The sequence below is a fragment of the Paenibacillus tritici genome, from assembly GCF_018207515.1.
Taxonomy (GTDB): domain Bacteria; phylum Bacillota; class Bacilli; order Paenibacillales; family Paenibacillaceae; genus Paenibacillus_AQ; species Paenibacillus_AQ tritici.
The window spans coordinates 4,326,641-4,350,495 of record NZ_CP073365.1 but is presented as its reverse complement, the minus strand read 5'-3'; the positions used below and the strand labels follow the sequence as shown (position 1 = coordinate 4,350,495).

General features: G+C 53.4%; 23 protein-coding genes. 19 read left to right on the top strand and 4 right to left on the bottom strand.

What is annotated here, in order from left to right:
- The first annotated feature begins 47 nt into the window (after positions 1 to 47).
- The 6 genes from KDC22_RS18690 (at position 48) to hfq (ending at position 9,526) form a co-directional block, all read left to right on the top strand.
- Positions 48 to 1,877, top strand: coding sequence for a putative amidoligase domain-containing protein (locus KDC22_RS18690; protein WP_211719977.1), 1,830 nt, complete (start codon positions 48 to 50; stop codon positions 1,875 to 1,877).
- 469 nt (positions 1,878 to 2,346) lie between these two features.
- Entirely contained in the window at positions 2,347 to 5,121 is a 2,775-nt protein-coding gene (mutS, locus tag KDC22_RS18685) for a DNA mismatch repair protein MutS (protein ID WP_211719976.1), read from the top strand.
- Between the two features lie 273 nt (positions 5,122 to 5,394).
- Positions 5,395 to 7,476 (top strand): DNA mismatch repair endonuclease MutL, encoded by a 2,082-nt coding sequence (gene mutL / locus KDC22_RS18680; RefSeq protein WP_211719975.1) that lies wholly within the window; start codon positions 5,395 to 5,397, stop codon positions 7,474 to 7,476.
- Positions 7,477 to 7,517: 41 nt separating this feature from the next.
- Positions 7,518 to 8,297, top strand: a complete 780-nt coding sequence (locus tag KDC22_RS18675; protein WP_211719974.1) for a class I SAM-dependent methyltransferase — start codon at positions 7,518 to 7,520, stop codon at positions 8,295 to 8,297.
- A complete protein-coding gene (miaA, locus tag KDC22_RS18670; RefSeq protein ID WP_211719973.1) occupies positions 8,287 to 9,267 on the top strand; it encodes a tRNA (adenosine(37)-N6)-dimethylallyltransferase MiaA in 981 nt (326 codons plus the stop codon). Before KDC22_RS18675 ends, miaA begins: the two co-directional genes overlap by 11 nt.
- A 19-nt stretch (positions 9,268 to 9,286) precedes the next feature.
- Complete coding sequence (gene hfq, locus KDC22_RS18665; protein ID WP_173139595.1) at positions 9,287 to 9,526, top strand: RNA chaperone Hfq; 240 nt, start codon at positions 9,287 to 9,289, stop codon at positions 9,524 to 9,526.
- Positions 9,527 to 9,612: 86 nt separating this feature from the next.
- Here hfq and KDC22_RS33870 read toward each other — a convergent pair whose 3' ends face one another.
- Positions 9,613 to 9,843 (bottom strand): hypothetical protein, encoded by a 231-nt coding sequence (locus KDC22_RS33870; protein ID WP_343221771.1) that lies wholly within the window; start codon positions 9,841 to 9,843, stop codon positions 9,613 to 9,615.
- 1 nt (position 9,844) lies between these two features.
- Here KDC22_RS33870 and KDC22_RS18660 point away from each other — a divergent pair, with 1 nt between their 5' ends.
- The 9 genes from KDC22_RS18660 (at position 9,845) to glnA (ending at position 20,098) form a co-directional block, all read left to right on the top strand.
- The gene (locus tag KDC22_RS18660; RefSeq protein WP_343222049.1) at positions 9,845 to 12,295 is read left to right on the top strand and encodes a transglycosylase domain-containing protein; all 2,451 of its coding nucleotides are present in this window, start codon (positions 9,845 to 9,847) and stop codon (positions 12,293 to 12,295) included.
- 171 nt (positions 12,296 to 12,466) lie between these two features.
- A complete protein-coding gene (locus KDC22_RS18655) occupies positions 12,467 to 13,021 on the top strand; it encodes a ribonuclease FAU-1 family protein (protein WP_173139591.1) in 555 nt (184 codons plus the stop codon).
- 2 nt (positions 13,022 to 13,023) lie between these two features.
- The gene (locus tag KDC22_RS18650; protein ID WP_173139589.1) at positions 13,024 to 13,683 is read left to right on the top strand and encodes a YdcF family protein; all 660 of its coding nucleotides are present in this window, start codon (positions 13,024 to 13,026) and stop codon (positions 13,681 to 13,683) included.
- 90 nt (positions 13,684 to 13,773) lie between these two features.
- The gene (locus KDC22_RS18645) at positions 13,774 to 14,748 is read left to right on the top strand and encodes an AAA family ATPase (protein WP_173139587.1); all 975 of its coding nucleotides are present in this window, start codon (positions 13,774 to 13,776) and stop codon (positions 14,746 to 14,748) included.
- Between the two features lie 57 nt (positions 14,749 to 14,805).
- Positions 14,806 to 16,095 (top strand): GTPase HflX, encoded by a 1,290-nt coding sequence (gene hflX / locus KDC22_RS18640; RefSeq protein WP_211719971.1) that lies wholly within the window; start codon positions 14,806 to 14,808, stop codon positions 16,093 to 16,095.
- Positions 16,096 to 16,219: 124 nt separating this feature from the next.
- A complete protein-coding gene (locus tag KDC22_RS18635) occupies positions 16,220 to 17,473 on the top strand; it encodes a methionine gamma-lyase family protein (protein WP_211719970.1) in 1,254 nt (417 codons plus the stop codon).
- A gap of 54 nt (positions 17,474 to 17,527) precedes the next feature.
- On the top strand, positions 17,528 to 18,070 hold the full coding sequence (locus KDC22_RS18630) for a P-loop nucleotide/nucleoside kinase family protein (protein ID WP_246552746.1): 543 nt from the start codon (positions 17,528 to 17,530) through the stop codon (positions 18,068 to 18,070).
- Between the two features lie 259 nt (positions 18,071 to 18,329).
- Positions 18,330 to 18,740, top strand: a complete 411-nt coding sequence (locus tag KDC22_RS18625; RefSeq protein WP_019910684.1) for a MerR family transcriptional regulator — start codon at positions 18,330 to 18,332, stop codon at positions 18,738 to 18,740.
- Positions 18,741 to 18,769: 29 nt separating this feature from the next.
- A complete protein-coding gene (glnA, locus tag KDC22_RS18620) occupies positions 18,770 to 20,098 on the top strand; it encodes a type I glutamate--ammonia ligase (protein WP_173139581.1) in 1,329 nt (442 codons plus the stop codon).
- A 497-nt stretch (positions 20,099 to 20,595) separates the two neighbouring features.
- Here the strand turns inward: glnA and KDC22_RS18615 are convergent, their stop codons facing one another.
- Together KDC22_RS18615 and KDC22_RS18610 are read right to left on the bottom strand one after the other, a co-directional pair.
- On the bottom strand, positions 20,596 to 21,018 hold the full coding sequence (locus tag KDC22_RS18615; RefSeq protein ID WP_173139579.1) for a VOC family protein: 423 nt from the start codon (positions 21,016 to 21,018) through the stop codon (positions 20,596 to 20,598).
- A gap of 421 nt (positions 21,019 to 21,439) precedes the next feature.
- Positions 21,440 to 21,790 (bottom strand): DUF3221 domain-containing protein, encoded by a 351-nt coding sequence (locus tag KDC22_RS18610; RefSeq protein WP_211719969.1) that lies wholly within the window; start codon positions 21,788 to 21,790, stop codon positions 21,440 to 21,442.
- A gap of 178 nt (positions 21,791 to 21,968) precedes the next feature.
- Here KDC22_RS18610 and KDC22_RS18605 point away from each other — a divergent pair, with 178 nt between their 5' ends.
- From KDC22_RS18605 to KDC22_RS18590, 4 genes are all read left to right on the top strand, one after another.
- Positions 21,969 to 22,235, top strand: coding sequence for a hypothetical protein (locus KDC22_RS18605; protein WP_211719968.1), 267 nt, complete (start codon positions 21,969 to 21,971; stop codon positions 22,233 to 22,235).
- A 33-nt stretch (positions 22,236 to 22,268) separates the two neighbouring features.
- Entirely contained in the window at positions 22,269 to 22,610 is a 342-nt protein-coding gene (locus tag KDC22_RS18600; protein WP_173139573.1) for a hypothetical protein, read from the top strand.
- Between the two features lie 95 nt (positions 22,611 to 22,705).
- A complete protein-coding gene (locus KDC22_RS18595) occupies positions 22,706 to 22,927 on the top strand; it encodes a hypothetical protein (RefSeq protein ID WP_173139571.1) in 222 nt (73 codons plus the stop codon).
- 108 nt (positions 22,928 to 23,035) lie between these two features.
- The gene (locus KDC22_RS18590) at positions 23,036 to 23,257 is read left to right on the top strand and encodes a hypothetical protein (protein WP_211719967.1); all 222 of its coding nucleotides are present in this window, start codon (positions 23,036 to 23,038) and stop codon (positions 23,255 to 23,257) included.
- Positions 23,258 to 23,375: 118 nt separating this feature from the next.
- Here KDC22_RS18590 and KDC22_RS18585 read toward each other — a convergent pair whose 3' ends face one another.
- Complete coding sequence (locus KDC22_RS18585; protein WP_211719966.1) at positions 23,376 to 23,714, bottom strand: L,D-transpeptidase; 339 nt, start codon at positions 23,712 to 23,714, stop codon at positions 23,376 to 23,378.
- Positions 23,715 to 23,855 lie beyond the last annotated feature (141 nt).

Here is a 23,855-nt window from a genome sequence, read left to right as displayed (position 1 = left end):
TTCATGCTATAAATGATTCTTCAGGGAGAAGTGGCGGAGGGATGGGGATGAACGAAGGACTGGACTTATTCCGGCAGCTTACACCGGAGGAGATGGAGTGCAGGCTCCGGCGCTGCGGGATTGAGGCAGATTCGGATTCGATCGGCAGGCGTGCAGGGCGGACGCATGCAAGAGATAGTAGTCATACATATTCTCATGGACAAGACCCTACAAGCTACAGACAGCACTACCGCGTTGTTATCTTCAATCTGGCTGTGCTGGAATGTCAGCCGCTCGGAGCTGGGGCAGCTATGAGCGGAGTATCTCCGGGAGCCGCAGGGCAGGGGGAGTGCAGGGATGTTGGGGCAGGCGGTGAAGGGCGGGGTGAGTACGGGCATATTGGGTCGGGAGTTGTGGGGCGTGGTGAGTATAGGGTTAGCAGGTCAGGTGCAGGTGGGCAGGGTGAGTATAGTGATGGTGGGTCGGGAGCAGATGAGCGGGATGCGTATGGGAATGATGGGTCGGGAGTAGCAGGGCGGGGTGAGCATGGGAATAGTGGGTCGGGAGCAGATGGGCGGGATGCGTATGGGAATGATGGTTCGGGAGTAGCAGGGCGGGGTGAGCATGGGGATAGTGGGTCGGGAGCAGCGTGGCAGGGTGAGTACGGGCATGGTGGGTCGGGAGCAGCGAGGCTGGGTCAGTACGGGCATGGTGGGTCGGAAGCAGCGAGGCTGGGTGAGTACGGGTATGGTGGGTCGGGAGCAGCGAGGCTGGGTGAGTATGGGGATGGCGGGTCGGAAGCAGCAGGGCAGGGTTTGTATGGGGAGAGCAGTTTAGGTTATGGGGGAGGGGAGCTGCGGGGGGCGGCAGGGGTACTCCGCAGCGTAGCGGTGCGGGCATTGTACACTCTGGGACTGGACAGCGGTGAGGTGGAGCTGCGGGCCATGGGAGGGCGGCGGTATGTGGTGACAGCCATTACGCCCGTGATGGCTGCACCCGGCAGACCGCTGCCGGAACCGTACCGGTCAGCCTCAGCGGAGCTAGACCTCAGGCTTGGTCTTGAGCAGCCGGGCCGCCCCGGGCTGCTGATGGGCATGGACCCGGAGTTCCTGCTGCTCCGGGAATCTAACGGCCGCGTCGTGCCGGCGTCGCGGTACCTGCCCATGGACGGCGTCGCAGGCTGCGACGCCGGACCCCCGGGAACGCACGGCGTGTTCCCGGTGGCGGAGCTGCGCCCTGAGCCGCGCGGGGAACCGCGCGCGCTGCTGGCGCAGCTCATGTCCGCCGCACGCGAGGCGGACCGGCTCATCACCGACCGCTCGCTCCGCTGGCGGGCGGGAGGTATGCCGCTGCGGGGCTGGGCCCTCGGCGGCCACCTGCACTTCAGCGGCGTCACGCTGTGTGCGCCGCTCCTGCGCGCGCTCGACAACTATCTCGCGCTTCCCCTGTTCCTGCTCGAGGACGTCCGGGCTGCGGCCCGGCGTCCCCGCTATGGCGTGCTCGGCGATTTCCGGCGGCAGCCGCATGGCGGCTTCGAATACCGGACCCTGCCGAGCTTCCTGGTCTCCCCGGTCATCGCCAAAGGCGCGGTCAGTCTGGCTCACCTGATCGTGAGCCACTATGAAGACTTACCGCTGCGCCCGCTGGACCGGGAGGCCCTGCATGCCGCCTTCTACAGCGGCGACAAAACCCCTCTGCGCACAGCCTGGTCTCCCCTGGAGGCGCAGCTGCGCGCACTGGGCGGCTACGCAGCCGCCGCCCTCTGGATCGAGCCGATGCTGCGCTCCATAGCGGAGCAGCAGAGCTGGGATGAGACGCGGGATATCCGCGGCTCATGGCAGAGCAGCGCCCGTGCAGCTGCGAGGGCGCCTCACTCCCGGCAGGATACTATACAGTAGCCTGCCTAGGGTTACAACAGACAGCCGCCGGTTACGGGGACCCGCGCCTTCAGGTGCGCGTCCCTTGTAATAGGCGGCTGTATTTTTCAACGGTTACCTAAAATTTATAATTGCACCATTAATAGCAACTGGTAGTCGAGTGATTGTAATTCATACATTAGAATGGTCATCTTCCTGCCCAAAAGCATATTCTGTTGCATTTCGTACAACTGATTTCCGGAATTTTGCCGGTTCACGGCTCTTTCGCAGAATTCTGTTGTACAGAGTGCAGCAGATTCAAGTAATCGAGGAATTTACCGGTCAACTGATGTACAAAGTGCAATAGAAATTGAAAGCTCCCCCTGCTCCAATCTATCCCTCTTTCAAGTAATCTCATTTTGGCAGAAGCTGTGGACCGGCGGAGGGTAACCCTGAGCGCGGAGTTTCTGCTATAATAGAGAACAGTATGAAGTAGGCATGGAGGTAGACGATGGCAAACTATACGCCGATGATTCAGCAGTATCTGAGAGTAAAGGAAGGGGCTAAAGACGCTTTCCTTTTCTTTCGTCTGGGCGATTTCTATGAAATGTTCTTCGAGGATGCCTTACTTGCATCCAAAGAGCTTGAGATTACATTAACAGGCCGCGACGGCGGAATTGGTGAGAAGATTCCAATGTGCGGGGTGCCGTATCATGCCGCCGAGGGGTACATACAGCGACTGATCGAGAAGGGCTACAAGGTTGCGATCTGCGAGCAGCTGGATGATCCTGCGGTGACCAAAGGGATGGTCCGCCGCGATATCGTCCGGGTCGTTACACCGGGCACGGTGATGGATGGCAAAATCATTACCGACAAAAGCAACAACTACCTCGTCTGCGTCACGGAGGAGGACGGGATGATGGCACTGGCTGCCTGTGATTTGACGACAGGTGAGCTGTATGTCACATCGGTTCTCTCCAGCACCGAATGGCTGCGCGACGAGATTGGAATCTACGAGCCGGCGGAGATTATTGGCGATTCTGCCTTGCTTGAGCAGCTGCGCAGTGAAGCTTCCCTGCTGGCTAAGCCTGTGGTCTATACGCCGTGGGACAAGCAGGAAGAGACGCTGGCCCGCCGCCAGTTCGGCGAAGCGGCCTGGGTCCGGCTGGAGAAGGAGCGCGGACGGTGTCTGGCACTGCTGATCTCTTATTTCAGCGAGACCCAGCGCCGTTCCCTTGGACAGCTCACCCAGATTTCACCTTACGAGCCCGGGAATTTTATGATTCTCGATCCGTTCACCCGGCGTAATCTGGAGCTGACTGAAACGGTGAGGGAACGCTCCAAAAAAGGCTCGCTCCTCTGGCTGCTCGACCGCACCGAGACCTCGATGGGGGGCCGTCTGCTGCGCCGCCGGATTGATAAGCCGCTGCTGCAGCGCGCGCCGATTGAGCGCCGTCTGGAAGCTGTCGACTATCTGTATAACCAGTTCATTGTCCGCGAGGATCTGCGCGGGGCGCTGAAGGAAATCTACGACCTGGAGCGGCTGGTGGGGCGTATTGCCTTCGGCAGCGCGAACGGCCGGGATATGAATGCCTTGAAGCTGTCTCTGGCACAGATTCCGGCGCTCAAAGAGATGTGCCTGACCTCCGGCTCGGCTACCCTAAGGGAGATTGGCGCAGCTATGGATGAATGCGCGGAGCTTCGAGAGGATATCGAACGGGCGATTGTTGAGGATGCACCGGTATCTGTCCGTGACGGAGGAATCATCCGCGGGGGTTACCATGAACGGCTGGACGAGCTGCGGGAAGCCAGCAGCAGCGGCAAGCGCTGGATTGCAGAGCTTGAAGCGAAGGAACGCCAGGTGACCGGGATCAAATCCCTCAAGATCGGCTATAACAAAATTTTCGGTTACTATATAGAAATTACCCGCTCCAACCTCTCTTCGCTGCCGGAAGGCCGCTATGAGCGCAAGCAGACGCTGGCGAATGCCGAGCGTTATGTGACCCCGGAACTGAAGGAGAAGGAAGCGCTGATCCTGGAAGCCCAGGATAAGATGACAGATCTGGAATACAGCCTGTTCACCGAACTGCGCGAGCGGATCAGCAGTCAGGTTCCGCGCCTGCAGGCGCTTGCCGAGAAGGTGGCCGAGATTGATGTATATCAGTGCCTCGCAGCGGTCAGTGCCGAGCACCGGTTCGTGAAGCCGAAGCTGTCCGACAGCTATGATCTACGGATCGAAGGGGGACGCCATCCCGTGGTCGAGGCGGTGCTGAAGGATTCGGCTTTTATTGCGAACGGCAGCACCCTCAGCAAGGACCAGGGCAATATCCTCCTGATAACAGGGCCGAACATGGCCGGCAAAAGCACGTATATGCGCCAGGTTGCGCTCATCTGCATCATGGCCCAGATCGGCTGCTTCGTGCCTGCGGGCAGCGCCGAGGTAGCACTGATCGACCGCATCTTCACGCGGATCGGTGCAGCGGATGACCTGATCGGCGGCCAGAGCACCTTCATGGTGGAGATGGCCGACATTCAGGTCATGACCGAAAAAGCCACAGCCCGCAGTCTGATCATCATAGATGAGCTGGGCCGGGGGACCTCAACCAGCGAGGGGATGGCAATTGCCCAGGCTGTTATCGAATATGTGCATGACACCATTGCCTGCAAAGCACTGGTCTCCACGCATTTCCATGAGCTGGCCCATCTGGAGCAGAGCCTCAGCGGTCTGCGGAACTATTCGATGGCGGTGCAGGAGAGCGGAGACAAGGTCAACTTCCTGCGCAAGCTTGTGCCGGGAGCGGCGGACAGCAGCTACGGGATCTACTGCGCGCGGCTGGCGGGACTGCCGGAGGGGATTATTGACCGTGCCTACGGATTGCTCCAGAGCATCGAGCAGGCATCTCCGCCGGGCAGCGCTCCGCTGAATTATGGTACAGACTACAAAGACCGGAGCGGTCCGGGGATTCAGGAACAACAGGCTGCCCCAGTCCATTCAGCACCTACATCTGAAGCAGCCGCTCAAGTGGCTGCCGGTCAGCGGGAAGCAGCCGTTTCACTTGCTACTCCTGTGGAAGAAGAGGACAATGAGGTTGTGCAGCTGTCTATTTTTGGCGGGGAAGAGCCGCGTAAGAACCGCAAAGGCGGAGCAGCAGCACCGGCAGTCAAAGAAAATCCGCTGCTGAAAGAGCTGATCTCGGCCGTTCAGGGTGCGGATCTGATGAACATGACCCCGCTGCAGGCGATGGGCCTGCTGAATGATTTGAAGATGAAGGCCCGGGAGCTGTAATTCAGCGGAATTGCTGACAGCAATCTGTTTAACGTATAGCACGGTGCGGACTGAGGTGCCCTTATTCCTTATAGAAGTATGCTTTTTGCAAGCTTGCGGACACAGTGGCGCTTATGTCAGGTTATTTCACCCCATGTTAGTTGCTGGAGAGGAAATAAGCGCACTCTAGTCCGTTCGGTCCCCGTGAGGGGCTGTTTTGATCCAAATAAGGCTTTTACAGTCCGTTAATGTTCAACACTGTCTATAAAATAAACCAATGCGAGGTGAACGAATATGGCTAAAATTCATGTGCTGGACGAGCATATTGCCAACCAGATTGCTGCCGGGGAGGTAGTGGAGCGCCCGGCCTCCGTAGTGAAGGAGCTTGTGGAGAATGCGATTGATGCTGGCAGCACCCGTATTGAAGTCTCGGTGGAAGAGGGCGGACTGCAGAGCATCCGGGTTAAGGATAATGGGTCCGGGATTGAGCCGGAGGATTGCGAGACTGCCTTCTACCGCCACGCCACCAGCAAAATTGCGAGCGGCCGTGATCTGTTCCTGATCACCAGCCTCGGCTTCCGTGGGGAAGCGCTGGCAAGTATCGCGGCGGTCTCGAAGCTGACGCTGCTGACCGCAAGCGAAGATGACGGTAAGGGACGGGTGCTGGACATAGAAGGCGGCAGATTGATCCGCAATGAAGATGCTGCTTGCGGCAAGGGCAGTGATCTCAGCGTACGGGAGCTATTCTACAATACTCCGGCACGGCTCAAGTATATGAAGAGTATCCAGACTGAGCTGGGCCATATTTCGGATGCGATGTACCGGATGGCACTGGCTCATCCTGATATCTCCTTCACCTTGCAGCATAATAGTAACCAATTGCTGCATACGCTGGGCAACGGCGACCTGCTGCAGGTGATTGCCGCCGTATACGGCACCTCTGCCGCCAAAGCCATGCTGCCGGTATCGGCGGAAGACCCGGACTTCCGGATCTCCGGCTATATCAGCCGCCCGGAGTGGACACGCTCGAACCGTAATGCAGTTACGACGCTGGTCGGCGGACGGTACGTCCGCAGCAATGGACTGAACGCTGCAATCATGCGCGCTTACCATACGCTATTGCCAATTAACCGTTATCCGCTGCTGGTGCTGAAGCTGGAGATGCACCCGTCCCTTGTTGACGTCAATGTGCATCCGGCCAAGCTGGAGGTCCGCTTCAGCAAAGAACCTGAGCTGTACGGATTCGTGGAACAGCAGCTCCGCTCGCTGCTCATGGGGCAGAGCCTGATTCCGCGTCCAACAAAAGAGATCATCGGCGGGAAGAACAGCAGCTCGTTCATTCAGGAACAATTCGCCTTCTCCAAAGGGAATGCCCCGGGGGCTGTGCAACAAGGTGCCGGAGCAGCCGGTACAGAGAATGCTTCCGGCCAGTATAGTTCCGTCCAGGGAATTCCTGACGGAGGAGGCAGCCATCCGCTGTCTTCCGGCGGACGGAGCGGGTCTCCATCCGCTGACAGCGGAGGTCCGCTAATGGGATCTGCCTCCTCACCTGCCGTCAGCCCCTATGCTGCCCCGGCATCCGGGAATCCGCAGCAGCTTCAGGCCAGGGAAACGGCAGCGGCTTATAGCGGAGGGGCTCCGGCGCCTGCTCCTTACCGGAGTGGTGCTGCACAGCCGTCCTCCGGTCCGCGTGACAATAGCTACCGCCCCCAGGCGGCGATGGCCGGGCGCGGGCAGCAGCCGTCAGCCGGGGAGCTGTACGCTCCTGTGGACCCGGACAGCTCCGGCCTTCCGCAGTTCCCGGAGCTGAATTATATCGGCCAGCATCACGGAACGTATATTATCGCCCAGAATGACAGCGGCCTGTACCTGATTGACCAGCATGCTGCTCATGAGCGGGTGAATTATGAATTTTATTACGAGAAGTTCGGCAAGCCCGAGGATGCCTCGCAGGAGCTGCTTTTGCCGATCACGCTGGAGTTTACACCTTCGGAGAGCAGGCAGCTCAGCGAACGGCTGCACTGGTTCGAGCAGGCCGGGGTTATCCTTGAGCACTTCGGCGGGCAGACCTTCCTGGTCCGTTCCTTGCCGTACTGGTTCCCGGAAGGCGATGAGAAGGCGGTGATCGAGGAGATGGCGGAGTGGGTGCTGAGCGAACGGTCGATTGACCTCGCTAAGCTGCGCGAGAAATCTTCCATTCTATGCTCCTGCAAGGCTTCAATTAAGGCTAACCAGAAGCTTACAGAGCTGGAAGTGGAGTCGCTGCTGACAAGACTCGCTGCCTGCCGTCAGCCTTATACCTGCCCGCATGGACGCCCGATCGTTGTATCTTTCTCGGCCTATGATCTGGAAAAACTGTTTAAGCGCGTTATGTAACGGCTATATTGTACATTTGAAGAGTGCGGAACGGAGGTAACATGATTATAACTACGGGCTTTGACCCGATACCGGAAGTGGTTACACGGGCCCGGAAGCTCGCGGACCGCACGGGCTGTGCCTATGCTCCCCGGGACAAATTCTCCATGCCGAGGCTTATGGAGCACTACGGGGACGAGCAGATTCTGGTTGTTCTGCAGGAGGCCGTCCGGCTGATCACGCCGGGAATGCCGCCTATGGAGTTCCATCCCAGCATGGGCTTCGTCCGCGCCAAGCGGATGCTGCGGGGAGAGCCCGATCCCATGATTGATGCCGCAGGCATGGTACCCGGCGACAGTGTGCTGGACTGTACGGCGGGACTCGGAGCGGACTCGCTGCTGTTTGCCGTCACCGGAGGTGAACACTCCAAGGTCACGGCATTGGAGAGCTCGCTGCCGCTGTATGCGCTGCTGCTGGAGGGGATGAGCCAGTATGTTTCCGGCCAGATTAAGGTGAATGAAGCGCTGCGCCGCATCAATGTGCAGCTCGGCGATCATCTGGAGTATCTGAAGGCCCAGCCGGACAACAGTATTGATATCATCTATTTCGATCCGATGTTCCGGGTGCCGCTGACCGATTCGGCCGCGATCTCACCGCTGCGGCAATTTGCCAATCCTGCTGCATTGTCGGCTGCAAGCGTAGCCGAGGCGCTGAGAGTTGCGCGTAAGACGGTGCTTCTGAAGGAGAAGGCGCTGAGCGGCGAATTCGCCCGGCTGGGCTTCACGGAGCTGCTGAGGGCTAATGCCAAAACATCGTACGGGGTGATTACCATTGACAACTGAGACTAAACGTAAGGTGCTTGTGCTGCTGGGGCCGACGGCAGTCGGGAAGACCCGGCTGAGTCTGGAGCTGGCGGAGGCACACGGGGCAGAGATCATCTCCGGGGATTCGATGCAGGTCTACCGTGGCATGGATATCGGAACAGCGAAGATTACCCCTGCCGAGATGAAGGGTATTCCCCATCATCTGATTGACATTCATGATCCGCAGGATGCGTATTCCACCGCTGAATTTCAGGAGCAGGGAGCCCGACTGATCGAAGAGATCAGCAGCAGAGGCAAGCTGCCTTTTATCGTAGGCGGAACAGGCCTCTATATTGAAGCGCTGTGTTACGGCTTCCGCTTCTCTGAAGCGGTGGCCGACGAGGCCTTCCGCAGTGAGCAGGAAGCCTACGCGGAAGAGCACGGGGCTGAGGCTCTGCACGCCCGTCTGGCGGCGGTAGATCCGGCCAGCGCAGAGCGGCTGCATCCCAATGACCGCCGGCGGATCATCCGTGCGCTGGAGATTCAGCACCAGACGAACGTTCCGCTGTCGGCCTCGCTAGCCGCCCAGAACAAAGAGTCTCCGTACGATTTATGCCTCATCGGTTTGACAATGGACCGGAAAATACTATATAAACGTATTGAAGACCGAATTGATCAGATGCTGGCGGAGGGGCTTGTTGCCGAGGTGCAGAGGCTGCTCGAACATGGCTACGGCAGGAGCCTTGTATCTATGCAGGGCCTGGGCTACAAAGAGATTGCCGCTTATCTGGAGGGCGAGACGACGCTGGAGGAAGCTGTGGTGCTGCTGAAGCGCGATACCCGCCGGTTCGCCAAGCGGCAGTTGTCATGGTTTCGCCACATGAAGGAGATTCAGTGGGTCGACACCCTGGAGAGTCAAAACTTTTCTGAGAATTTTTCAAAAATAAATGGTATAATAGCAGGAAAGTTTCTCACAGGTCTTGAATATACTTCTGAACAATCTAATTGAACCATTGGGGGTACGTCATATGAACAAGTCCATTAACATTCAAGATACGTTCTTGAACCAGCTGCGCAAAGAGAATATCCCTGCTACAGTATATTTGACCAACGGCTTTCAAATCCGGGGAATTATCAAAGCCTTCGACAACTTCACCATTGTCATCGACAGTGACGGGCGCCAGCAGATGGTGTACAAGCATGCGATTTCCACCTTTACACCACAGCGCAGCGTATCGCTCATGCAGGACAATAATAGCGAAGTTTAAGATTTTACAGCCTTGAAGCGAAACCTTTTTGTTTATAAATCGTTTGAATAGAGAGTGCAGAGAGCAACCTGTGAAGGTTGTTCTTTTCATTCGTGAACATCATTTTTGTTTTTTCCGTTAAGGGAGTCAGGAGGCAATATGTCCAGAGACCAACTAACCAGGAACGGCGGGAATAGAAACAGAGGAAGCCAGCCGCCGAGTTCCAAAGGAAAGCCGAAGAAGAAAAAGAAATTTTTAACTAAAAAGCGTGTGCTGTGGAGTTTGTTTTTTTCAATTGCCTTAGCTATTTTTTGTGCGCTGGGCGGATATTTGTTCATTATGCTGAACGGCCAGAAGCTGCTGGATGCGAATAGGGATAAGCTAACCTTGTATCCGCCTACGCAGATTTTTGACCGGAATGCGAATCTGATCGGAGAGCTGTCTCTGGAGAAAAGCGATCCGGTAGATTATGAGGATCTTCCCAAGATGCTGATTACCGCCTTCGTAGCCACCGAGGATAAACGTTTCTTCGATCACAACGGTGTGGATCTCTGGTCCATCGGACGCGCGGCAGTCAAGGATATTGCGGCACGCAGTATGGTTGAGGGCGGCAGCACCATTACCCAGCAGCTTGCCAAGAATATCTTCCTGAATCGGGATAAGACCTTCTTCCGCAAAGCGACAGAGGTATCGATTGCCGTCGCACTGGAGAAAACAGAAACCAAAGAAGATATTATCACCATGTACCTGAACCGGATTCCGTTCGGCGGGACCATCTACGGGATCAAGGCTGCTTCTATCCGATACTTCGGTAAGGAGAATCTGAACGATCTAGAGCTCTGGGAAATGGCTACGCTGGCTGCAATGCCTAAGGGGCCTTCCCGTTATAATCCGCTGCGTAATCCGGAGCTGTCCAAAGAACGCCGTGGGGTTGTTCTTCAGCTTATGTATGATCAGAAAAAGATTACCAAGGAGCAGATGGACGAGGCCAAGGCTGTTGATTATAACTATACGCCACCAGAGAAAGGCAAGCAGCGTTACCAGGCGTTCATTGATTATGCGATTGGCGAAGCCGAGGACAGATTCGGGCTGACCGAAGATGACCTGAACATCGGCGGATACAAAATCTACACCACCATGGATAAGCACGCCCAGGAGACGATTGAGGATGCTTTTGCCGACAGTGATAACTTTGAGAAAAGTGTGGACGATGAGCTGGTGCAAGGCTCGATGACCATCATCAATCAGGAGAACGGCAGCGTAGTCGCTCTGATGGGCGGACGCAATTATGAGAAAAAAGGCTATAGCCGGATCGACGGCAGCCGCCGCTCACCGGGTTCAGCCTTCAAACCGCTGGTTGCTTATGCACCGGCCCTGGAATCCGGCAAATTCACGAATGATTCCATGCTCAGTAATGAGAAGCAGTGCTTCGGCAATTATTGTCCGAATAACCTGCACGGATACTCGAAGTCCATCAGCATGAGCGTTGCGCTGACCAAATCAGAGAATATTCCGGCGGTATGGCTGCTGAATGAGATCGGTGTGAATACCGGCTTCCAGTTCGCCAAGAAGCTCGGCATTAATCTGAAGGATGAAGACAAGAACCTGTCGCTCGCTCTCGGCGGGATGAGTGAAGGTACGAATACTATGGAGATGGCTCAGGCCTACAGCGCTTTTGCCAATGGCGGAGAGCTGCGGAAGGCGTACTCCGTGAAGTCGATTGCTGACAGCGACGGGAAGACCGTCTACAAGGCCAACACTAAGGCAGACCGTGTGATGAGTGAAGACACTGCTTATCAGATGACGGAGATGATGCAGAAGGTCGTACAGGACGGTACGGGTAAAAAAGCCAAAATCAACCGTCCGGTAGCCGGTAAGACCGGAACCACCCAGAGCGGGTATAAGGGCATTAGTTCTAACCGTGACGTCTGGTTCGTCGGCTACACCCCGGAATGGACGGCCGCCGTATGGATGGGGTATGACAAACCGAGCAAAACCCGTCTGCTGAAGAACAGCAGTCCGCTGGCTGCCGCATTCTGGGGCAAGGTCATGGAGAAGGCGCTAGAAGGCGTCCCTACAAAGGAGTTCCCTGTACCGAAGGGTTCGGATCAGGTTGAGGTTGAGGCTACGCCGACACCTGAAGCGGTATCTGCGGTGACAGGCTTCCAGGCGGCATACGATGCTGCCACAATGACAGTCAACATGAGCTGGAATGCGTCGGCGACTAGCGGGGTGGAATACCGTATTTACCGCCGGGAGACCTCTGAAGCGGACTTCACTCTGTTAATGAATACTATGGCAACGAATATTGGGGATATCAGCGCCATGCCGGGGCTGTCCTATGAGTATTACGTTACTGCGTATTATCAGGAGCTTAGTGTAGAGAGTGAGCCTTCGGAGACGGTGACAGTATCTGTGCAGGACGAACTGCAGACACCGGAGCCGGAACCGACCCTTGATCCGGCTATGCCTACGGATAATCCCGACAATCCGGACAACCCGGACAACGGAGGTAACCCAGGCAACGGGGAGAACGGCGGCAATCCGCTAGATCCTGGACCTGGCAATAATGGCCCGGGCAATCACGGGAATGGCGAAGGAGGAGACAACGGCAGCGGAGCAGCAACATCGCCGCCTGAGATTACTCCGCCTCCTGTGGCCACGGAGGAGCCTTTGCCGACACCGGAGGCTACAAGCAACACTGTCGATCCGGGAATTATCCCCGATGCCGGGACAGATCCGGCCGGTGATCCGGGCAACGGCTTCGTAGAAGGAACCGGCACACCGTAATAGAAGTGCTGTAAGGCGGATGTTCACAATAAGCAACTTTTCCCCCGGCAGCTCCGGGAGCTCTGCAACAGGCAGAATTCCCGGCTGCCGGGTTTTTCTATTTGCTTGCTTTGAGTGTCTATGCGAAATGTGTTAAGCTGTATGCACCATTATCAGAAGAGGGTTATTCATATGAAACGTAAATTCGGAGACCGGGCCAACTGGCGCAGAATTACGCGCCGCCATTTTGCCTGCCGCTATGTGGAAACCCGGGAATTCAGCGGTTATATCACACTCTACACCATTTACGGGCTGAAAGAGCCGCTATGGAAGAGTTATGGCAGGCATACATACCGCATAGCGGACAAGGGATATTCATGGCTGCAGTATTTTCCCAAGGACGGCCACTATATTGTGACGGCCATGTTTGATGAACGGCAAAATATCGTGCAGTGGTATATTGACACCTGCAAGGTCCAGGGAGTAACGGATCAGGGGGTGCCCTGGTTCGATGATTTGTACCTGGACGTTGTGGTGCTGTGGAATGGTGAAGTGTTTTTGCTGGACGAGGATGAACTGGAGGAGGCGCTGGAGCGGGAAGATATCACAGACAGTGATTATAATTTAGCCTGGTCGACAGCCCATTCGATCCTGCGCGCTATAGACGCTCATGCCTTTCCGTATTTCTCCCTTTCACTCAAGCATCGGGCCGAATTGTTTCATCACGGAGAATTCAGGAGGAAATAATCATGGAATGGTATGTCTATAAACGGGGATCATCCCCTATCCGCAAAGTCTCACGGAAGCGCCATCACCCCCGCCGGAAACGGGTGTTGCTGGTTACGCTTCTGGTCCTGGTTATAGCCGGATTGTTCTGGTGCGGACTGGTGTTCAACAGAATTAACAGTGCCGTAACCACCTCACCTATGGTGAAGGCGGATGCGGGTGTAATTCTGGGCATGTCGATGTGGGGGGATGAACCCAGTCCCGGGCTGAAGGAACGGCTGGATTACGGGCTTGAGCTGTATCGCTCGGGATCATTCAGCCACTTCGTCGTCTCCGGGGGTCTGGATCAGCCGGATTATAAGTATACGGAAGCCGAAGGAATGAAGAGGTATCTGGTGGCCCATGGCGTGCCGGAGAAGGTGATCTACCTGGAGAGCCAGTCTACCAGTACTTACGAGAACCTGCTGTTCAGTAAGAAGGTTTTGCAGGAAAAAGGGCTGTCCTCTACAGTAATTATTACACATGATTTCCACGGACGCCGTGCTCTGGAGACCGCGCGTGAGCTTGGGTATAAGAACCCGCAGCTGGGTGTTACGGAGTCTAAGGTCATGTCGATGCTTAAATACAAGTCCCGTGAGATCCTGGCTTATACCAAATGGAAATTCCAGCAGCTGTCTTTGTAAATCTGCTAATTTCCGAAACTGCTAATATCACCTTAGCCACTGGAATAGACTGGTTAGAGCAAGTCAGACCTGTATAATGAGGTGAACTAGGTGAACGGACATGTAGCGGCGGCAAGCAGCGGACGGGATGAACGCAGACCGTCCAGGCAGATTAACATTGTGCTGAATAATCAGGCTCCGGCTCCGGTGACCAGTCTGCCGGCTGATAGCACGGGGGGCTCAGTTCCTCCCAAAACCGGCAGCCATAGCGGACTGTTCCAGGAGCTGAGCAGGGAGCTGGATGCACTTGTAGGTCTGGATAACATCAAAGAGCTGGTATTCGAGATATATGCCCTGTTGCAGGTGGCCCAGATGCGCAGTGAAGCCGGACTTGCCAGCGGAAGCCAGGCCTATCATATGGTGTTCAAGGGGAATCCGGGCACAGGCAAAACAACCGTTGCACGGATTATAGCGAAGCTGTTCCAGCGGATGGGTGTCCTCAGTAAGGGGCATTTAATTGAAGTTGAGCGGGCTGATCTGGTAGGTGAGTACATCGGACATACAGCCCAGAAGACGCGGGATCTGGTCAAAAAAGCGCTCGGCGGCATTCTGTTCATTGATGAAGCCTATAGTCTGGCCCGGGGCGGAGACAAGGATTTCGGCAAGGAGGCCATCGACACACTGGTCAAATCCATGGAGGACCACCGCAGTCAGTTTGTGCTGATTCTGGCCGGGTATTCCGGCGAGATCGACTATTTTCTGATGAGCAATCCGGGACTGCCTTCGCGGTTTCCGATTCAGGTCGAATTTCCCGACTATACCATCGACCAGCTGCTGCAGATTGCCGAGCTGATGTCCAAAGAGCGTGATTATATTCTGATGCCGCAGGCCATACTCAAACTCAAGCAGCATTTGCTTATAGAAAAAACAGAGAGCCTGCATGCATTCAGCAATGCAAGATATGTACGCAACAGTATTGAGAAGGCTGTACGGGCTCAGGCTGTAAGGCTGCTGAACCAGTATGAGAGCACAAGTCCGGGCAAGCAGGAGCTGATGACGCTGCGGACGGAGGATTTCAGGTGGTAGGGCTGCTCTAAGAATTAGACTGCTGTAGATGAAGAACAGATAAGGAGCATGGAATGAATGGCAACGACAACACATGACACAGAGACCGATGTACAGGACCGGGCAATCCTCGTCAGCCTGGTGACAGACAAAATCAAACGCACAGGGATAGATCCGGAGCTGTCTCTTCAGGAGCTGGTCCAATTGGCAGAGACTGCCGGGGTCGAGGTGCTGGATGTCCTCCGGCAGAATAAAGAAACCCCGGATTCCAAATGGTTTATCGGTAAAGGCAAGGTAGAGGAGCTGAGAATGGCTGCTGACGGGCTTGGCGCGAATACCGCTATCTTCGACCAGGAGCTGTCCGGGGCACAGGTACGCAATCTGGAGGAAGCCCTGGATCTTAAGATTATTGACCGCACCCAGCTGATTCTGGACATCTTTGCCGGACGGGCGAAAACCCGGGAAGGGATCATCCAGGTGGAGCTGGCCCAGCTGTCCTATCTTCTGCCGCGCCTGTCGGGGCACGGCAAGAATCTGTCCCGGCTCGGCGGCGGGATCGGTACGAGAGGTCCGGGGGAGAGCAAGCTGGAGACCGACCGCCGGCATATCCGCGACCGGATTACCGAGCTGAAGCGCCAGCTGGATGAGGTTGTGAAGACACGTGAGCTGCACCGTGAACGCCGCCGCAAGAGCGGCGCGGTTCAGGTGGCGCTGGTGGGCTATACCAATGCCGGCAAGTCCACGCTGCTCAAACAGCTTACAGATGCCGACGTGTATATTGAGAACCAGTTGTTTGCGACCCTTGACCCGACCTCACGGGTGCTACAGCTTCCAGGCGGTAAGGAAGTTGTCCTAACAGATACCGTCGGGTTCATTCAGAATCTGCCGCATGATCTGGTAGCCTCTTTCCGCGCTACGCTGGAGGAAGTGAATGAGGCCAATCTGGTGCTGCATGTAGTTGATTCGTCTTCTCCGATGCGTGAGGAGCAGATGGACGTCGTCCAGTCGATTCTGCAGGATCTGGGGGCGGCCGGGAAGCCGCAGATCGTATTGTTCAACAAAATCGACCTGTGCCAGCCGGAACAGCTTGAGATGCTACCCGCAGGCGAGGGTTTCTTGAAGATCAGTGCTTTTAATGAGGACGACCTTCTGAGGATTACTGAGATGATCGCTGGCCAGCTGGCCGGGGATACGCTTATCTTCCGCATTCCCGGAGACCGCGGGGATCTGTCATCTCTGCTCTACCGGGTAGGAGAGGTCCTTGAGCAGAATTACGAGGAGAATGATGTGCTCTATAACGTCCGGCTGAACAAGGAAGACTATGATAAATGGAGCTACAAGCTGGCCGAATTCGTGGAGCCGCAATAAGGATTCCATATCCCCGTACAAACATTAGTGTGCCCGGACGAGATCCAGGCACACTTTGCTGTGCGGGGTTTCTCGCGGAATCGGGTCAATATTATATAGCAATGTTAGGAGAGATCAACGGGAAATGGCAGTATTTGCAGAGGATCTATTACAGGCAGCGGAAGCTGCAGAGCTTGAAATCGAAGGTGCTGTTAAGGCATTGGACCGAATTGTGGATTATAATCAGTGGAAGGTAATCGAAGCCTTCCAGCGTCAGCATGTGAGTGATTTCCACTTCGCAGGCTCCACCGGATACGCCTATAATGACCGGGGGCGTGAAGTGCTGGATCTGGTCTATGCCGAGGTATTTGGTGCGGAAGCCGCCTTGGTACGGCCGCATTTCGCTTCGGGCACTCATACAATCTCAACAGCACTCTTCGGCGTGCTAAGACCCGGAGATGAGCTATTATACATTACAGGCCGCCCCTACGATACCCTGCACAAAGTAGTCGGCAAGCCGGGCGACGGGACAGGCTCCCTGGCAGATTTCGGCATTGGCTACCGTGAGACTGCGCTGACAGAGGATGGCACCATTGACTGGGACGCGGTCACTTTAGCGGTTAATGAGAAGACCAAGGTGATCGGAATCCAGCGTTCGCGCGGCTATGACTGGCGTTCGTCCTTCACTGTCGCCGAGATTGGCGAGATGACAGCCCGGGTAAAAGCCATTAAGCCGGATCTCATCGTATTCGTGGATAACTGTTACGGAGAGTTCACCGAGACGCTGGAGCCGCCGCAGGTCGGCGCTGATCTTGTGGCCGGTTCGCTGATCAAGAATCCCGGCGGGGGCATCGCCGAGACAGGCGGTTATATCTGCGGCCGTGCAGACCTGGTGGAGCTGGCGGCTTACCGCCTGACTGCGCCGGGGATTGGCGGGGAAGTCGGAGCCATGCTGGGTACAACGCGCGGCTTGTATCAGGGGCTGTTCATGGCCCCGCATACAGTGGGACAGGCTGTAAAGGGCAGTATATTTGCTTCTGCCGTGTTTCAGCGCTGCGGCTTCACTACCAAGCCGGCATGGGATGAACCGCGTACGGATCTGATCCAGGCGGTAGCTTTTGATGGACCCGAGCATCTGATTGCCTTCGTTCAGGGGATCCAGCGCGCAGCGGCGGTAGACAGTCATGTCGTGCCGGAGCCTTGGGATATGCCCGGGTATGAGCATCCTGTTATCATGGCGGCGGGGACGTTCATTCAGGGCGGCAGTCTGGAGCTGTCAGCGGATGCGCCCATCCGGGCACCGTATATCGGGTATATGCAGGGAGGATTAACCTATTCCCATGTGAAATACGGAGTGTTGATGGCCCTGCAAAGTATGAGGGAGCGCAACTTGTTATAGCTGGGCACAAAGAAACCTTAAGAGAGATGTAAGCTTACAAGGAGGCAGGGCCGATTGCGTGAATCAGCAGCAGTGGAAAAGTGCTTGCAGCGGGCAGGTACAGATAAAGCTCCGCTTGTCGTATTGATGTGCGGTGTGGCAGGCTCGGGCAAAACTACCTTTGCACTCAAACTTGAGCATGAGGGGTTTGCCCGGCTGTCCATTGATGAGGAAATCTGGAGTACCCATGGCAGGTTTGGTGTGGATTATCCTGAAGCGGATTATGAATCCTTCAAGGAGCAGGCAGAGGTGAAGCTGCGGGGTGAGCTTGTGCGGCTGATTCAGGCGGGACGCCATGTTGTGGTTGATTTCAGCTTTTGGCAGCGCCGGAGACGGGATGAATACAAGCAGCTGATCGGGCAGCACGGCGGGGAGTGGGCTTTGATTCATCTCAAGGTGCAGCCTGATGAGTTGCGGCAGAGGCTGCTTCTGAGGAACGTACGGATGGACGCCAATGCGGCATTTCCGATTACCGGGGAGATCCTGACCCGGTTTTTGAATGGATTCGAGACTCCGGCCGGAGAAGGCGAATGGGTCATCGAAGCGGACATGACATGAGGTCTACTGTCTAGCTATTAATGGCTGGAGGAATGTGGAAGATGGCGGGGTTCCACGTTATTTTTGCTTGAAGATTAGTGTATATGATATACTTCGGGAAACTAAATCTACTAAATCCACCACAATGATCAGCTAATCTCACAAGGGTATCACAAGGATCGCAAGAAATCTTGTGAGAAAAACTCACATACCATTGACACGCCATATAAGGAAATGTACAATGAGATGAGAAAAAGATCATTGGAAGGTTGGATGAGTCATGGGTGATGAAATCCGCAGAAATATGGCATTATTCCCTATCGGAATCGTAATGAAGTTAACGGATCTGTCCGCCAGACAAATTCGTTATTATGAGCAGCATAGCCTGATCGTACCTGCGCGTACATCCGGCAACCAGCGTTTGTTCTCCTTTAATGATGTCGAACGGCTGCTCGAGATCAAGGCGTTGATTGAGAAGGGTGTTAATATTGCCGGCATCAAGCAGGTGATGAATCCTGTCTCGAAGGAATCTGAAGAAGCTACGGTTATTACGCCTGACACAGAGGTGAGACGTAGAGAGTTGTCTGATTCACAGCTTCACCGTCTGCTTAAGCAGGAGCTGGTTTCCGGTAAAAGACCGGGACAAGTGTCTCTAATCCAAGGTGAGCTATCCCGGTTTTTTAATAAATAATATAGAGATTTTGAAAGGGAGAGGGTAAAGTGAGCTTTTCTAAAGAGGATATTCTGCGCATCGCCAAGGACGAAAACGTCCGGTTTATTCGCCTGCAATTTACCGATCTGTTAGGAACGATCAAGAATGTAGAAATTCCTGTAAGCCAGCTTGAAAAGGCACTCGACAATAAAATGATGTTCGATGGCTCTTCCATTGAAGGGTATGTGCGGATTGAAGAATCTGACATGTATCTGTACCCGGACCTCAGCACCTGGGTAATCTTCCCTTGGGTGACGGACAGCCGTGTAGCACGTTTGATTTGTGATGTGTACATGCCGGACGGAACACCGTTTGCCGGAGACCCGCGCGGTATCCTGAAGCGTTGTCTGCAGGAAGCGGAAGAAATGGGCTTCACAGCTATGAACGTTGGACCCGAGCCTGAATTCTTCCTGTTCAGAACCGACGAGAAGGGCAACCCGACCACAGAACTGAACGACCAGGGCGGATATTTCGACTTGGCACCGATGGATCTTGGGGAGAACTGCCGCCGTGAAATCGTATTGACCCTGGAGGAAATGGGCTTTGAGGTTGAAGCCTCCCACCATGAAGTGGCTTCCGGCCAGCATGAGATTGACTTCAAATACGCCGATGCCATCAAGGCAGCGGATCAGATTCAGACCTTCAAGCTTGTCGTGAAGACGATAGCCCGTCATCACGGCCTGCATGCAACCTTTATGCCTAAGCCACTGTTCGGCATGAACGGATCTGGTATGCACGCTCACCAATCCCTGTTCAATGGCAGCGAGAATATGTTCTATGATGAGAGCGACACACTCGGTCTTAGCAAGACAGCCCGTTATTACATGGCAGGGATTCTGAAGCACGCACGTGCTTTTGCTGCAATTACGAACCCGACCGTTAACTCTTACAAACGTCTGGTACCTGGTTATGAAGCACCTTGCTACGTTGCCTGGTCTGCAAGTAACCGTAGCCCGATGATCCGTATTCCGGCTTCGAGAGGGCTCAGCACACGCGTTGAGGTTCGTAATCCGGACCCGGCGGCTAACCCTTACCTTGCACTGGCTGTAATGCTGAAGGCAGGTCTCGATGGAATCAAACGTAAGATGGATCTTCCGGCTCCAATCGACCGTAACATCTATGTGATGTCCGAAGAAGAGCGGATTGAAGAAGGCATCCCAAGCCTGCCGTCCGATCTGAAGGAAGCCCTGAACGAAATGGTCCGCAGCCATGTCATCACCGAAGCTCTCGGCGAACATGCGCTGGCCCACTTCTATGAGCTTAAGGAAATTGAATGGGACATCTACCGGACCCAGGTTCACGAATGGGAAAGAGATCAGTACATGACGCTTTACTAGGATACAGCAGCCCTTGGCGCTCTAAGCGCCGGGGGTTTTTTTGTGTGGCGGGCGGTGGCGGGCGTCTCCCTTAACCATCCAACCATAACTCGTTACCAGCCCAATGCCGGAAAGAAAATATTGATCAGTGAAATGGAAATGAAAAAAGAACGCTCATATGAGCGTTCTTTTTAGTTCACCTTAACAATGGCGCCGGCGTTTTTTATGCTTACAAACGATAATCGCTTTTTGACCCGGGCGCAGTTTTACGACAATTACTTTTTTATGATGTGGGCACGACATAGTAGCTGCCTCCTTATAATTTGACATACAACAGAATATGTTGCTCAAATCAATATGGAGTGGACGTAATTACTACACTTCAATAAAGGGGCGGGTTAACCGCACGCTCTCCTTTAAAGAAGCTGATAAGCCATTAGCATAGCATTGAATGTATAAGAAATCATTTATTGAACAAACATGACCCGTTAGATTAATTCGAGACTCACTCATGTGGATCACTTCATGCGTTTAGAAATGGGATGATCTTCATTCATTTGCAGCAGATCCCACTGATTACCATATAAATCTTTGAAAACAGCTACTATTCCGTAAGATTGTTCTTGGGGATCTCTAACAAATTCTATTCCCCTGGAGACCATTTCATTATAATCTCTCCAAAAGTCGTCGGTGTTTAGAAAGAGAAATACCCGGCCACCAGTCTGGTTACCAACAAACTGCTCTTGTTCGGGCTTAGAGGCTCTGGCTAGTAGAATTGTCGTACCAATAGAGCCAGGAGGAGAAATTACTACCCATCGTTTATCTTGCTCTGGTTGATAAATATCTTCAACTAACGTGAAATGCAATTTTTTCGTATAGAATTCGATCGCCTCATCATAATCCTTTACAACCAAAGCAATATGTACAATGGACTGAATCATTACTGGCCGTCCTCCTAAGAAATATATTGAAATACGGGGTTATGTCATAACTTCTTCTTTTTAAAAAAGCCAAAGACAAACAAGATTATTAACACAACGATTATAAATTTCAGCGGTATCACCTCTTGTTGGGGATTATAGCATGATCTGAAGTTGTTGAATAGAAGGGCACTTCATCCGTATGTGGTATCAGGTCTTAATTATTAAAGATATACCATAATAATATATAACTTATTCCGAAGAAAAGGATTACACCCAGTAATGAGATGGCAAGGAGAATAATGATAACTTTCTTTCCGTTCATAAAATTCACCTCTTAATTAATATAACACGGACTAAGGTATGAACAGACACTATTCAAGGAGCATCAAAAAACCTCTCCCAATTGTTAGCGTGGGGGAGAGGCAGAAAGTAGTTTACTTCATTGCTCCAGGGTTGATTTCACAATTTTTTTGGCGGTAACTTGTGCTGGAAATGAATCATCGCTTGAGGTATAGAACACTTCAACCACATCGCCTTTATTATAGTTAGAAGGATCAATTTTATTTACCCAAATGGCTTGAGAGTACTTATTAGATTCGAGAACATCCTTGTACTCCTTACCCAAATCTTCTTCATGCAACTGAGAAATTACTAAAATCCTTTTATGCTCTATATCTACTGTGTGGATAACCCCTTTAAAAACTGTATCTTCCTTACCACAGGCTGTGACGAATAACAAAAAAACAAAAATAACAGTCCATGTAGTGATAGTTCTGATTTTTTGTAACATAGTGTATTCTCCTTTAAAAGGTTACGACTTTTGTTTAAAAGGTGCAAAACTTCCATAAGGCGGCTGATCCTGGTCCCCTTTTACAACTTGTTCCATCTCATATATACTTAACCATAATAGAGAGTCAGGAGGGAGGGAACTATGGTATCTGCGAGAACATTTATCATAGGAGCGTGCGATGAAGAATAGATATAAGGCTATAATCACAATTGTGCTCGTCCTGGTGCTGGCCTGTTCCCAGGCTGGTGCGGTAGGAAGGGGCGGCGTACCTGCCGACGAGACTAAGGAGAGAATCATGGAGCAGTACGGGCTGGATGTTCCGGCACCGGCAGGAGCGGACTGGGGCAATATAGATGTCGGGATCAGCGGGGTGGATGAGTTTGTTCTTAGGGTCTGCCGGTTTATGGTCAATCCGTTAGTTTTTATAATCCGCGAAATTGTGTAGATGAGGGGGATAAGAATGCATCCGCGTGCTAACATGCCACAGCCTGAGCGTAGAGTCCGCAAGAGAACAGGATGGAAATGGGCCATTGTCCTTATCGTGATCCTGGTTGTGATGGCAGTGCTAAATCCGGGGAAGGAAGAATTCAGTGAGTATGCAGTGAAGGATCTGAAGGAGACCCTAGGTACAGAATTAGCTGGAGGGATTACCGAATTAGTGGCCCAGCCGCTGGTCGAATCTTTTACCCTGAGGGATAATTACATCCTATTCTCTATGTTCAGCATACCGGATATTCAGAATGGAAAGAGCTTAATCGGGGATCGTTCGGCAAACCGCAAATATCTTGGATTGTTCAAAATCATTTTTATCAAACTGTAAATTGGGTATACATATTGTTCCAGAACCCGGTATAATTAAATTGATTTGTGAAGGAATCCTTATCAATTTTGGGTGTGGAATGAGGAGGAACGAAGTTGAATACGGCTTATAAAATTCTGACCAGTGATGCTGATCTATTCGCTGCCGCACTGGCCCAGGTACAGGTCTATGTAGTTCAGCTGGTTGATGGTAAACCGCATGTGATTGCCGATTATGCCGGACCTGTACAGAAATGGACAGCGGATTACATTTTGCTGGCCGGAATGACTTATAGACGCGACGAATTTGAGTTCAGAGTACGGGTGAACAAGAAGTAAATGGAGTAGCTGCCCAAGTAACATCAGTTTGTAAGATTAATGCCGAATCACACAATCTTCGGAGTAGATCTTTGCATCTCTTATACTATCAAAGGTAAAAGAGGTGTAATGATGACCCAAAGAGAACGAAACAGAATCCGCAGAGCTATTAATGTACTGCTCACCCAGAGAGCGGTCCTGCTGGAGAGACTGGAAGAAATCAACGAGAATCTGCGCAGAACGCCTAGAGGCTCGCGTGCCAGAAGAGAGCTTTTGGCTGCCAGAGCCTCCATCCGTGAAGCTCTTCGCCTGAATACAGCTGCCATCCGCTTGTTGCGAAGTGTGCTGTAGCCGTTATCCGTAGGATCAAGAACCCTTGTGACGTTTACAGCGTCATAGGGGTTCTTGTGGTTGGGGAAGAACATAACCAGCGGAATGCAATACTGGAGCAGTCTTTTGCAGCGTCGGTCTACTCCCTGATAGTGACACGGGTGCCTATGGGGATGAGGGCGGCCGGAACCAGAACATCTGCATTATACATACGGATACAGCCATGCGAGACCATGTGACCGATGGAAGAAGGGTTGTTGGTTCCGTGAATGCCATAATGCGGCTTGGACAGACCCATCCAGAATGCACCGAAGGGTCCGCCCGGATTAGGCTGCTTGTTGATAATGGTGTATTCGCCTACGGGGGAGACGGTTAGCATCTTGCCAATACCGACTGGGAATCCTCTGGTAACAACGTTATTGTCCAGCAGGTACAGCATTCGCTGTGAGAGATCCACGATGATCCGATAATTAGGCATAATGATCAGCACTCCTTTGTAATCAGGATATGTGCGGAGAGGTACAGCGGTTCCCAGAAAAAGTGGCAAAAAAGCTGAATGCGAACATTTGTTCTCGATCGGCTTTTTTGCCATATAAGTGAATGATATGTTACACAGGAT